The sequence below is a fragment of the Rhodoferax sp. genome, assembly GCF_023701345.1.
Classification (GTDB): Bacteria; Pseudomonadota; Gammaproteobacteria; order Burkholderiales; family Burkholderiaceae_C; genus Rhodoferax.
In genome coordinates this window covers 1-11,614 of sequence record NZ_JAMPXE010000107.1, presented here as the reverse complement: position 1 = coordinate 11,614, position 11,614 = coordinate 1, and the positions used below count along the sequence as shown (strand labels likewise).

Below are 11,614 nucleotides of genomic sequence, written 5' to 3'. Positions count from 1 at the left end.
GCGCTTGACATGTTTGTCAAACTCGCGGTCGGCCACGTCGTTGATGCAGCAGCCCGCACTGCGCATCAAAATCGTGCCCAGCACAAACACGGCCAGCAAATGCCAGCCCGGAAAACCGCCTGCAGCCACCCAGAGCGCACCCAATGTGGGCCACAGCAGCAGCAGCCAGCCGGCGGGCCGGTCCCAGCGGATCAAGGCCAGGTACAAATCGATTTTTTTACGCCAAGGCATCACTTGAGTCCTTCAATGACAGGCCCAGCTGGCGCAAGTCCAGACGCCCACTGTGCATGGGCGGGCACCAGAAATACGCGCTGCTGATCGGCCGGGAGATGCCAAACAGCGCATCCACAAAACCATCTTCCAACCCAACCATGCGCCGCAAGATCGCCTCGAATGCATCAAACGACTTGCCGAACGCAACAAACATCAGCCCGGCCTGCGCACCTGCCGCCCATGGCATGGAGCGGCGCAGCACAAAGGCCTCGGGCGCAAAGCTTTCTTGCGCTGCCCGCTTGACGTGGGCGGAGTCGGGCGCGTCTCCCAGCTCTTCATTGTCCGAGCGCCTGCGTCCCATCATGTGATCCCGGGCTTGTTCAGTCATGGCTTCAAAAGCTTCAAAGTCATGCAACCACTGCTGCACTGCCATGAAACTGCTGCCCGCCAGGCCTGGGCCAGCGCCCAAAAGCACGGCGGCATCCAGCGCGGCATCTCCTTGCGGGTTTTCGGTGCCGTCCTCGTAACCGGTCAGGTCGCGCCCATGGCCGTTGGGCCCATGGCCATGGCGAAACGCATCCACCACCTGGGTCATGCGCAGTGCCGGGGCCAAAGCCTGTTGCAAACGGCGCGTCAGATGCACCAGATCACCCAGGTCGTGACCACGCAACCAGCATAACAAAGCCGACGGGGTACTTGGCACGGACACACCGGCACTCTTCAAAACTTCAAACGCATGCAACCCAGGTACCTGCGCACCCAACAGCTGCGCCAGCTCAGGCCCCACAGCGACCAGCACCTGCTGGCCACCGTCCAGTTCAGCCAGCGCGGTCAGGCGCGCCAGGGACGCGCGAACTTGCGTTGTGTCCGCAGGGGACAAGGCAAAAAAAACGTAGCGTCCCAGCGCGGGCACATCGGCCAGCACCGCCTTTTGGACAAGACTCATTGCGATCACTCCAGTACTAAATTCTTCAGGACAAGCGCCGCACGCCCGGCAATGCACAGGCATAAACGGCATTGCGCAGGGCGGCAATGGCCTCGTAGCGGGTAAAGCTGCGTCGCCAGACCAACACCACACGGCGCGTGGGCGGATCGCCCGCAAACGGCAGGTATTTCACATAGGCATCCTCATGGCGCCGCCTGGCTTTGTCCATCAGGGCTTCCTTGGGCACACTCAGGCGCGGCACCAGCGTGACCCCCATGCCGGCGGCCACCATGTGCTTGATGGTCTCCAGCGATGAGCCTTCAAAGCTCTTGCGAATGCCCTCGGTGTGGCTTGAAAAGCGGGCAAACTCAGGGCAGACCTCAAGCACATGGTCCCGAAAACAATGACCACTGCCGAGCAACAGCATGGTCTCGTTCTTTAACTCGTCACTGGTCACCTCGGTTTTGGCTGCCAGCGGGTGATTGGCAGGCACGGCCGCCATGAAAGGCTCATCGTAAAGCGGCGCAACCGCGAGCCCGGCGTCCGGAAAAGGCTCGGCCAGAATGGCGCAATCAATCTCACCGGTACGCAGCATTTCCAGCAGCTTCACGGTAAAGTTTTCTTGCAGCATCAAGGGCATTTGCGGGGTTTTGGCAATCATCTGGCGGACCAGGTCCGGCAACAAATACGGGCCAATGGTGTAGATGATGCCTAGCGCCAGCGAGCCGCCCAGCGGGTCCTTGCCGCGCTTGGCAATTTCCTTGATGGCCGCGGCCTGCTCCAACACACTTTGCGCCTGGCGCACGATTTCCTGACCCAGAGGCGTCACGGAGACCTCATTGGCGCTGCGCTCAAACAGCTTCACGTCCAGCTCTTCCTCGAGTTTTTTTACCGCGACGGACAAGGTGGGCTGCGACACATAACAAGCTTCGGCTGCCTTGCCAAAGTGCCGCTCACGCGCGACAGCCACAATATATTTGAGTTCGGTCAGGGTCATGCTGCTATTTTCTCTCAGACTGCGTCAGCCGGGCATCCAGGCGCCACAAGCCCAGCATTGTTCAAAGCCGCCTTCGACCAGTTCACCGCACGCACATTGCCAGCGCCGCTGCGGTACATGCTGCAAGTGGTGCAGCAACTCACGCGCCCGGGTCTCCTGTGCAGCATCCTGAATCCACACTTCCGGCAGGCACTGATCAGGGGGCAATTCCCCGGCTACGCCGCTCAGGTATTGGCGCTGCACGCTGGCGGCAATGCCCTCCACCTTAAGTGCATCCGCCCACAGGGTGGCGATCGCAACATTGGGGGCCTGGGTCAGTTTTGGCATGATCTCTCAAGCATACGCGGCTTTGAGATCGAGGTTGCAGTTGATTTGCATCAATGAAATCATTCAAAGTACCGCTAGCATGTGCGAAAAAGGTTCACCATGTTTGATTTACCCATTCGAAGCGTTATGGAACGCAAAAAATTTATCACTGCAACGCCAGACAAAACCGTCAGCCAGGCAGCGCGCCTGATGGCGGCCAAGGATGCGGGAGCCGTGCTGGTCGTTGAAGACAATCAATTGGTCGGCATTTTTACCGAACGGGATGTGGTGTTTCGCGTCATCGCTCCGGGACTCGAACCGAAAGCGACCCTCTTGAGAGAAGTGATGACCGCCGACCCCAAAACACTCGGGCCGACCCAATCCTACGGACACGCCCTGGTGCTCATGCAGGAAAACGGTTTTCGGCATGTCCCCGTGGTTGAAGAGGGTCACGCCATCGGTATTATTTCGTCGCGCAATGCGATGGACCCTGACCTGGAAGAGTTTGTCGCAGATCAACGCCGGCGTGAACACTATCGCTGAGCCATCGACACCATGGCCACGTTCAGTTAACCACCCGTCACGCCTTTAAATAATCCGTCCTGCTGCCGAGCCAGCGCTGCACATGCTGCTCGGCCTGTGCCGGATGCTGGTCCAGCATCAGTGGCGCCAGGCGCCGGGCCCAGTCCAGCAATTGGGCGTCGGCAACGACATCGGCAAACCGCAACATGGCATCCCCTGACTGGCGCGCACCCATGAATTCACCAGGACCGCGAATTTCCAGGTCACGCCGGGCGATCTCAAAGCCGTCGTTGCTTTGGACCATGGCCTTGAGCCGCTCACGCGCAGCCTCACCCAGGCGCGGTGCGTCCCCGGTGGCATAGAGCAGCACACAGGCCGACGCTGCTGCGCCGCGCCCCACGCGGCCGCGCAACTGATGCAACTGGCTCAGGCCAAAACGCTCGGCGTGCTCGATCACCATCAGCGAGGCATTGGGCACGTCCACCCCCACCTCGATCACCGTGGTGCTGACCAGCACCCCCATCTGCCCACTTACAAACAGGCTCATCACTGCTTTTTTCTCGGCAACAGGCAAGCGCGAATGCAGCAGGCCCACCATCACGCCAGGCAGAGCAGCGCTCAATTGCGCGTGGGTTTCAGTGGCGTTCCTCAGGTCCAGCGCCTCGCTTTCCTCAATCAAGGGGCAGACCCAGTAGATTTGCCGCCCCTGCACCAGTTGGTCGCTGATGCGGGCAATCACCTCATCGCGACGCGCGTCATTGACCACCTTGGTGACGATGGGGGTGCGCCCGGGCGGCAACTCGTCGATGGTGGAGACATCCAGATCGGCGTAGTAACTCATGGCCAGCGTACGCGGGATGGGCGTTGCCGTCATCATCAGCAGGTGGGGCTCCTGCAGCTGGCTGCCCAGCTTGCTGCGCAAGGCCAGGCGCTGGGCCACGCCAAAACGGTGCTGCTCGTCGATCACGGCCAGCGCCAGCTTCTGGAACTGCACCTTGTCCTGAATCAGCGCATGGGTCCCCACCACCAAAGCAGCCTGGCCGCTGGCAATCAGTGCCAGCATGTCGCGCCTTTCCTTGGCTTTCTGGCTTCCTGTGAGCCAGGCCACGGTCACGCCCAAGGGCTGCAACCAGCCCACCAGCTTGGCAAAATGCTGGGTCGCCAGAATCTCGGTGGGGGCCATCAGTGCGCACTGCCAGCCGGCATCGATGCATTGCGCTGCGGCCAACGCGGCCACCACGGTTTTGCCAGCACCGACATCCCCCTGCAACAGCCGGTGCATGGGAATGGGCCGGGCAATGTCCTGGGTGATTTCGCCGACCACGCGCTGCTGCGCGGCAGTGAGCTGAAACGGCAGCGAGACCAGCAAACGCGCAAACAAACTGTTGGAACCGGTCCCGGCCAAAGTGGGCGCGCGCAACCGGTCACGGGCACGCCGCGACTGCAATTGCGACAGTTGTTGCGCCAGCAACTCCTCAGCCTTGAGTCGTTGCCAGGCCGGGTGACTGTGATCCTGCAGCGTGTCCAGCGACACATCGGGCGTTGGGTTGTGCAAAAAGGAGAGTGCTTGACGAAGACGCCACGATGGATCCAAGCCAATCTCCAGCAGGTACTGTGAAGGCACGGTATCAGGCAACTCAGCGCGTGCCAGACCGGCCCGCACCGCCCGGCGCAAATACGTTTGGGGCAAACCGGCCACTGTCGGATACACCGGGGTCAAGGCCGTGGCCAGTTCACCGCCGGCGGGTTTGACCACCGGGTGCATCATGGTCAGCCCGGCAAAGCCACCGCGAATCTCACCTCGCACCCGAATCCGGTTGCCCACCGCCAGCGCCTTTTGCTGTGATGGATAAAAGGTGAAAAATCGCAACAGGCAGGTGCCCGAGTCGTCATCCAGCGTGACCAGCAATTGCCGGTGGCCACTGATCTTGACCTCGGCATGGGTCACCCGGCCCTCCACCTGCGCCACATCGCCCTCGCGCACGTCACGCAATTTGACCAGCCGCGTCTCGTCCTCATAACGCAGCGGCAAATGCAAGGCCAGATCGATCGGACGCAGCAAGCCGAGCTTGCGCAAGGCTTTTTGCGGACCCGTCAATGGTTGTGCTGTTGGTGGGACAGGCGACTGCGGCATGCGCCAATTTTGCACGCAATCAAAACCCGAATCCGTCAAGACATCAGGGAATTGATTTCATTATCATCAGGCCATGCCAGCCCATACTGTCTTGTCTGACCGCTCTTTCACCTGGATTCATGCGCTGCTGCGCAGCATGCGCAGTTGGTGGCATATGTTGCATGTGGGGTCCATCGTGCTGGTGCTGGCGCTCAGTCCGAGCAGCTACACGCCAGAGTTTCGCCACCGCACCGCCCGTCACATTTACACCTGCACCTGGCAGGCGATGCCCTGGTTCACGGTGTTTTCGGCCCTGCTGAGTCTGGTGTTGATTCGCATCGTCGTGGTTACCGCCCTGAGTTATGGCCTGTCGCAGTATGCCTTGCAGATGGTGGTACGGGTGTTGGTGCTGGAGCTCATTCCCCTGGCAGCTGCCTTGTTTGTGGCCTTGCGCGCGGGCTTGGCGTTCAACGCCGGCGCGGTCGACTTGGCCGCCGGGCCGCCAATCACGCACAGGAAGCTGGACCTCGTTCACTTACGCACCCACTTGACACCGCGCATGCTGGCCGATGCCTTCTCGGTGTTGGCTTTGGCGACGCTCAGCAGCGTGGTGGTGCTGGTGCTGACTTACCTCCTGGTTTATGGCTTGTCACCCTGGGGGTTACCCGGTTTTACCCGCACCGTGGGACAGGTCTTCGACCTGGCAGTGAGCCTGGGCTTTATCCTTAAAACACTGTTTTTCAGTCTGGCGGTCGCCGTGGTGCCGATGGCCGCCAGCCTGGAAACGGCTCCGCACCGCGTGACAGATACGATCCAGCCGGGCGCAGTGCGTCTGTTTCTGGTTTTATTTCTGCTTGAAGCAGCTTCACTGACTGTGAAATACATCTAATTCATCCGAACAACGCCAATGACTCCACCCACCCCCGCCGAGCCGACATCGGCTTTGCCCCACATCGAGCGCCGGGCCAATGCGCTGCTATTGCTGATTGCCAGCCTGGTGGCAGGCTTTGCGCTGTACGTCATGGTAGCCCGTGGCGTGTTTGAGAGCACACAACAACTGGTGCTGATCTCGGACGACTCCGAAGGCGTGATCGTCGGCATGGACCTGACGTTTTCAGGCTTTCCCATTGGTCGCGTGCGCCGCATTGAACTCGCCGCCGATGGCATGGCCCGCATGGTGATCGACGTGCCGCACAAAGACGCCCACTGGCTGCGCAGCTCCAGCATCTTTACCCTGGAGCGCGGCATGGTGGGCGACACCCGCATCCGCGCCTACAGCGGCATCATGAGCGACCCGCCTTTGCCACCCGGCTCCGAACGCACGCTGCTGCGCGGCGACACCTCGGCCGAGGTGCCACGCCTGATCGCTTCGGCGCGGGCGCTGCTGGAAAACCTGGAAACCATGACCGGCACCGAATCGCCCCTCAACACCAGTCTGGGCCAATTGAAAACCACCACCGAACGCATGAACGGCCGCTATGGCGTACTGTCAGGCGTCATGGGCAGCGATGACAATGCGAAAAACGTCATTCAAACGCTGGAACGCACCAACAGCTTGCTGGTCAAAGCCGAGCAACGCGTGTTTGGCAGCGGGGGCCTGGTGGACAACACCCAAGCCACCCTGGTCAGCAGCAAAGCGGCACTGGACCAACTCCACAGCGTCCTCAGCGAGACCCGCAACACCCTGAAAAACGTCGACGCCGTGCTGGCCGAGGCCCAGGCGGTAGGCACCAACGCACGCATCGCCAGCACCGACCTTGGGGCATTGCGCGCCGAAGTCGAGAACAGTCTGCGCCGCGTGAGTCAACTCGCCGACGAGATCAACCGCAAGTGGCCTTTTGCCCGGGATAACGAAATCAAGTTGCCATGAAAAAATCATTGCCCCTGACCGCCATGGCCCTGCTGCTCAGCGCTTGCGCCAGCACGCCAGCGCCACCCGAATGGCAAAGCCAGGCGTTTGCGGCGCTTGGCAGTTACACGTCTGCTTATCTGAACGGCAATTCCCGCGTGGCGGACCTTGAATTTGCACGCGCCCAGGCCGAGATCGCCCGCACCGGCCGTCCCGACCTGATGGCGCGTGTCGAGTTGCTGCGCTGCGCCACGCAAGTGGCCAGCCTGGATCTGACGCCCTGCGCCGGCTACCAAACCCTGGCCGGGGATGCGCCGCTTGCGGAACAAGCCTACGCCAGCTTTATCAGCGGCAAATGGCGTGGCCTCGATGCCGCACAGCTGCCGCGGCAGTACCAGGCTTTGGTGCAACAAACACAGACTCAGGCTGCGAAAAATGATGGCGCCGTCGCCATGGCCACCACGCCCGGCCACAGCAAATTGCATCAAATTCAAGACCCGCTGGCGCGCCTGGTGGCCGCTGGTGCGCTGATACAGAGAGAGCCGCTGGCCATCACTGACATTGATCTCGCGGTCGAAACCGCTTCCAGCCAGGGCTGGCGCAGGCCTTTGCTGGCCTGGCTGGGCGTGCAGCTCAAGCACATGCAGACAGCCGGCAAACAGGATGGCGCCGCGGGCGTCCAGCGGCGCATCGATATCGTGTTACAAAAACATTGAGCTGAAAAAACGGCGCGCGCTGGTCAAAACGGCATTTTTGGCATGCCCTTCATGCCGCCCATGCGCTTCATCATTTTCATCATGCCGCCGCCCTTCATCTTTTTCATCATGTCCTGCATTTGCTCGAACTCCTTGAGCATGCGGTTGACCTCCTGCACCTGCACACCCGCCCCGGCGGCGATGCGGCGCTTGCGGGTGGCCTTGATGAGTTCGGGCTTGCGCCGCTCCAGCGGCGTCATGCTTTGAATGATGCCTTCCTTGCGCTTGACATCTTTCTCGACCCGGCCCATGTCCATCTGACCGGCTTTGGCGGCCATGGCGGCAGGCAGCTTGTCCATCAGGCTGCTCAAGCCGCCCATTTGCTTCATTTGCTGGATCTGGCTCAAGAAGTCATTCAGGTCAAAAGCAGCCCCGCTTTTGACCTTGGCCGCCAGTTTTTGCGCCGAGGCCATGTCGACCCCCGCCGTGACCTGCTCCACCAGCGCCAGAATGTCGCCCATGCCCAGAATGCGGCCGGCGTGGCGTTCGGCATCGAACACTTCGAGACCGTCGAGCTTCTCGCTGGTACCCGCGAACTTGATCGGTGCGCCGGTGACCTGTCGCACCGACAAGGCGGCACCGCCGCGCGAGTCGCCGTCGAGCTTGGTCAGGATGATGCCGGTCAGGGGCAGTGCGTCCTTGAAGGCTTTGGCGGTGTTGATCGCGTCCTGGCCCTGCATGGCGTCCACCACAAACAGGGTTTCCACCGGCTTGATGGCAGCATGCAAATCCTTGATCTCCCGCATCAGCACGTCATCTATCGCCAGACGACCCGCGGTATCCACCAGCAGGACATCAAAATAATGTTTGCGCGCATAGTCCAGCGCCGCCAGCGCAATGTCCACCGGTTTCTGCTCGGGCGTGCTGGGGAACCACTCGGCACCGGCCTGAGCCGTCACGGTTTTTAGCTGTTCGATGGCGGCGGGGCGATAGACGTCGCCGGAGACCGTCAACACTTTTTTGCCGCGCTTTTCAATCAAGTGCTTGGCCAGCTTGGCCGTGGTGGTGGTTTTGCCTGCCCCCTGCAAACCCGCCATCAAAATCACCGCCGGCGGCTGCGCCGCCAGATTGATGTCGCTGACGCCATCACCCATGGTGGCGGCCAGCTCCTTGTTGACGATACTGACCAGGGCCTGACCGGGCGTAAGCGAGCCCAGCACATCCTGGCCCAGCGCTTTTTCCTTGACCCGGGCAATGAAGTCGCGCACCACCGGCAAGGCAACGTCGGCCTCCAGCAGCGCCATGCGGACTTCGCGCAACATGTCTGCCACGTTGGTTTCGGTGATGCGGGCCTGGCCGCGTATTTCTTTAACCAGGCGGGAAAGTTTGTCGGTGAGAGCGGAGGCCATAGAATATTTTTCCGGCAAACGGAACCTGAGTTAATGCCAAGGGTGTAAAGACAGGATACAAAACGCTAAACTGTATGCATGATTTTAGCCAGTGCAACTCCAGTCACTTTAGCCTTGGCCCTGGGCGCGTCGGCAGCCTACGCAGCGTCGGCGACGGGTGCCGCGCGCGTCGGCCAGACCCTGCCCCGTATCGCGGTCTGGGTGGCGTGGTGTTTGCATGGTGTATTGCTGGCCTGGGGACTGTTGAGCAGTGAGCCGCGTTTTGGCTTTGCGCCAGCACTTTCCGTCACCACCTGGCTGGTCGGACTGGTCTATGCCGTTGAAGGTTACGTTTTCCCCCAGCTGAAAACCCCATGGCTGCTATCCTGCGCAGGATCGGCAACCGTATTGCTGGCCTTGCTGTTTCCGGGCAATACCCTGCATGCCAGCGCCTCGAACTGGCTACCGCTGCATTGGGCGCTGGGCATTGCCTCGTACGGCCTGTTTGCCGTGGCCGTGCTCCACGCCTGGTTCATGACACGCGCTGAAGCACGCATTCGCGTAGCAGCCAATGCGGCCACCGGACTCCCCCTGCTGACCATGGAACGGTTGACCTTTCGCTTTGTCAGCCTCGGATTTATCCTGCTGAGCGCCACCTTGCTGGCCGGCTTTTTCTTCGGCAGCCAGTTGTATGGTGGCGGTCACGCCATCAAGCTGGATCACAAAACCATTTTCTCGGTGTTGTCCTGGCTGACTTTTGCCATACTGGTGGTGGGTCGGGCCCGCTTTGGCTGGCGCGGCAAGCGTGCTGTTCGCTTTCTTTACGCTGGCTCGGGCCTGCTGTTGCTGGCTTATGTTGGCTCCCGTTTTGTGATGGAAATCGTGCTGAGGCAAACGCTGTGAAAGGTTTGCTGGTACTGCTGGTGGTGCTGGCCGCTGTCTGGCTCTGGCGCAGTCGCGCATCTTCCATCAGCCAGCGCCCACCTTCTTCGCCCGCCCAGACGCCCCCGCCACTGGATACCGTGGCATGCAGCCATTGTCATGTGCACATTCCCCGTGCAGAGGCGGTTCAGGGTCAGCACGGGAGCTATTGCGGACTGGAGCACCTGCACCAAGCGGAACCCTGAATGAAGTTGCCCGCGCTGGCATCCCTCTGGTCAGGAAAAAAGTCACCCGAGACCGACTTCAACGACCACCCCGACGAGTTTGATCGTTTGTGGCGCAGCTTCATGACGGCTCGTGCCACCTTGGGAGGGGTACTGGTGCTGTTGCAGGCCAGCCTGTTGGCTCTGGCCGCAGCACCCAGTCTGATCCCTCTGGTGATCTGCGCGACTTACCTGATGGCAACACTGGCGGAGCGGGTCATGTCTGCGCCCCAACAATCAGGCCTGCGTTTCAATGGCACCTGGCTGCGCACGCTGGGCGTGGATTTGCTGGCGTTTACAGCGCTTCAAGCCATGCAAGACAGCAGCATCAATTACACCCCGCTCTTTGCCCTGCCGGTCTTGATGGCCTCAGTCCTGGGCTCACAGCTGATGGCCCTTGCCAGCGCAGCCAGTGTCACGCTGCTGCTTTTTGCCTACGCTGGCTGGCTGTCTTTGCAAGCGCCGTGGAACGCCAGTGCTCTTTTTTCCCAGGCCGCCCTGACAGGTGCGGGTTGTTTTGCCATCTCCTTTATCGCCCGTCAAATGGTGAGCCGACTGGCCAGCATTGAGTTAAAAGCGCAACGCAGTCAATTGGCGGCAGCGGTGCAGCGACAGGTCAACGAGCTGATCATTGAAACCCTGGGTGATGGCGTGTTGGTAGTCGATGCCCAGCACCTGATTCGCTCCGCCAACCCTGCCGCCCAAAAACAATTGCGCATCCCCCCAAGCACTCAGAATCGACCCTTGATCCTGGCCAATGTACCGGGTTGGCAGGGACTGCGCCATCTCATTGACGAAACCTTTAAAACACAAACGACGCAACATCTGGAAATCAGCATTCAGCACGAAGGCCACGGAACACGCCTGGTCATGGCACACACCCAACTGACCAAACAATTGAATCCGGACGCGCAAGGCATGTGTGTGGTATTTCTACAGGATCAAAGGGAATTGCAGGCGCGCTTGCGCGTGGAAAAATTTGCCAGCATGGGACGCATGTCTGCCGCAGTCGCCCATGAAATACGCAATCCCCTGGCCGCCATTGTGCAAGCCAATGCCTTGCTGGCAGAAGACCTGTCAGACCCCGGACAGCAACAATTGAGTCGTCTGGTACAACAAAATGCCCAGCGACTTGAGAAAACGGTGCACGACATCCTGCACGTCGTCCAGTCACCCAACACAGACCGCCTGGTCCAGACCCAACCGCTTGACCTGACACTCACCTTGCCGCGAATTTGCCGGGACTGGCAATCACACGGGGGAAACAAACCGGATATCGCGCTACGCCTGCCCAACACCCAGGCCTGGGTCTGGTTTGACCCTGAACACCTGCGCCGCATTCTGATCAACCTGCTGGACAACGCGCAACGCTACATCAGCACGCGCCCCGATGCCATCCAGATCCATCTGGACCAAAGCTGGGGAACTGGTGCGAGTGCGAGCATCTGCCTGCGGGTCTGG

13 protein-coding genes are annotated in these 11,614 nt (G+C 60.7%); 7 read left to right on the top strand and 6 right to left on the bottom strand.

The annotated features are described in order from the left end of the window. The 4 genes from NDI87_RS13400 to NDI87_RS13385 form a co-directional block, all read right to left on the bottom strand. On the bottom strand, positions 1–231 hold a 231-nt coding region (locus NDI87_RS13400), incomplete at its 3' end, for a UbiA family prenyltransferase (RefSeq protein WP_296275838.1). Further along, a complete protein-coding gene (locus tag NDI87_RS13395; RefSeq protein WP_296275836.1) occupies positions 218–1,159 on the bottom strand; it encodes a Dyp-type peroxidase in 942 nt (313 codons plus the stop codon). The genes NDI87_RS13400 and NDI87_RS13395, both read right to left, overlap by 14 nt. Positions 1,160–1,184: 25 nt before the next feature. Continuing rightward, on the bottom strand, positions 1,185–2,135 hold the full coding sequence (locus NDI87_RS13390; protein WP_296275833.1) for a LysR substrate-binding domain-containing protein: 951 nt from the start codon (positions 2,133–2,135) through the stop codon (positions 1,185–1,187). Positions 2,136–2,159: 24 nt separating this feature from the next. Further along, entirely contained in the window at positions 2,160–2,462 is a 303-nt protein-coding gene (locus NDI87_RS13385; protein WP_296275831.1) for a DUF2007 domain-containing protein, read from the bottom strand. A 126-nt stretch (positions 2,463–2,588) separates the two neighbouring features. Between NDI87_RS13385 and NDI87_RS13380 the strand changes: the two genes are divergently transcribed. After that, complete coding sequence (locus NDI87_RS13380; protein WP_296275829.1) at positions 2,589–2,984, top strand: CBS domain-containing protein; 396 nt, start codon at positions 2,589–2,591, stop codon at positions 2,982–2,984. Between the two features lie 37 nt (positions 2,985–3,021). Here the strand turns inward: NDI87_RS13380 and recG are convergent, their stop codons facing one another. Beyond that, positions 3,022–5,097, bottom strand: coding sequence for an ATP-dependent DNA helicase RecG (gene recG / locus NDI87_RS13375; protein WP_296275827.1), 2,076 nt, complete (start codon positions 5,095–5,097; stop codon positions 3,022–3,024). A gap of 91 nt (positions 5,098–5,188) precedes the next feature. Here recG and NDI87_RS13370 point away from each other — a divergent pair, with 91 nt between their 5' ends. From NDI87_RS13370 to NDI87_RS13360, 3 genes are read left to right on the top strand one after another with little or no spacing between them, the layout of a single operon-like run. Then, positions 5,189–5,965, top strand: coding sequence for an ABC transporter permease (locus tag NDI87_RS13370; RefSeq protein ID WP_296275826.1), 777 nt, complete (start codon positions 5,189–5,191; stop codon positions 5,963–5,965). 18 nt (positions 5,966–5,983) lie between these two features. Continuing rightward, complete coding sequence (locus NDI87_RS13365) at positions 5,984–6,946, top strand: mammalian cell entry protein (protein ID WP_296275824.1); 963 nt, start codon at positions 5,984–5,986, stop codon at positions 6,944–6,946. Beyond that, the gene (locus NDI87_RS13360) at positions 6,943–7,641 is read left to right on the top strand and encodes a hypothetical protein (protein ID WP_296275822.1); all 699 of its coding nucleotides are present in this window, start codon (positions 6,943–6,945) and stop codon (positions 7,639–7,641) included. The genes NDI87_RS13365 and NDI87_RS13360 overlap by 4 nt, the downstream gene beginning before the upstream one ends. 23 nt (positions 7,642–7,664) lie before the next feature. Here the strand turns inward: NDI87_RS13360 and ffh are convergent, their stop codons facing one another. Continuing rightward, positions 7,665–9,029, bottom strand: coding sequence for a signal recognition particle protein (gene ffh / locus NDI87_RS13355; protein ID WP_296275821.1), 1,365 nt, complete (start codon positions 9,027–9,029; stop codon positions 7,665–7,667). 78 nt (positions 9,030–9,107) lie between these two features. Between ffh and ccsA the strand changes: the two genes are divergently transcribed. The 3 genes from ccsA to NDI87_RS13340 all read left to right on the top strand — a co-directional run. Continuing rightward, positions 9,108–9,911 carry a cytochrome c biogenesis protein CcsA gene (gene ccsA / locus NDI87_RS13350; protein WP_296275819.1) on the top strand — a complete coding sequence of 268 codons (804 nt, stop codon included), beginning with the start codon at positions 9,108–9,110 and terminating at the stop codon, positions 9,909–9,911. Then, positions 9,908–10,135: a PP0621 family protein gene (locus tag NDI87_RS13345; RefSeq protein WP_296275817.1), complete on the top strand. Its 228-nt coding sequence runs from the start codon at positions 9,908–9,910 to the stop codon at positions 10,133–10,135. Before ccsA ends, NDI87_RS13345 begins: the two co-directional genes overlap by 4 nt. Continuing rightward, the coding region (locus NDI87_RS13340) for a histidine kinase dimerization/phospho-acceptor domain-containing protein (RefSeq protein WP_296275814.1) at positions 10,136–11,614 on the top strand (1,479 nt) is incomplete at its 3' end. It lies immediately after the preceding gene.

Excerpts from the sequence above, each read along its gene's own strand:
- NDI87_RS13395 (WP_296275836.1), bottom strand. The coding sequence starts at position 1,159 with ATGAGTCTTGTCCAAAAGGCGGTGCTGGCCGATGTGCCCGCGCTGGGA.
- NDI87_RS13390 (WP_296275833.1), bottom strand. The coding sequence starts at position 2,135 with ATGACCCTGACCGAACTCAAATATATTGTGGCTGTCGCGCGTGAGCGG.
- NDI87_RS13385 (WP_296275831.1), bottom strand. The coding sequence starts at position 2,462 with ATGCCAAAACTGACCCAGGCCCCCAATGTTGCGATCGCCACCCTGTGG.
- NDI87_RS13380 (WP_296275829.1), top strand. The coding sequence starts at position 2,589 with ATGGAACGCAAAAAATTTATCACTGCAACGCCAGACAAAACCGTCAGC.
- recG (WP_296275827.1), bottom strand. The coding sequence starts at position 5,097 with ATGCCGCAGTCGCCTGTCCCACCAACAGCACAACCATTGACGGGTCCG.
- NDI87_RS13365 (WP_296275824.1), top strand. The coding sequence starts at position 5,984 with ATGACTCCACCCACCCCCGCCGAGCCGACATCGGCTTTGCCCCACATC.
- NDI87_RS13360 (WP_296275822.1), top strand. The coding sequence starts at position 6,943 with ATGAAAAAATCATTGCCCCTGACCGCCATGGCCCTGCTGCTCAGCGCT.
- ffh (WP_296275821.1), bottom strand. The coding sequence starts at position 9,029 with ATGGCCTCCGCTCTCACCGACAAACTTTCCCGCCTGGTTAAAGAAATA.
- ccsA (WP_296275819.1), top strand. The coding sequence starts at position 9,108 with ATGATTTTAGCCAGTGCAACTCCAGTCACTTTAGCCTTGGCCCTGGGC.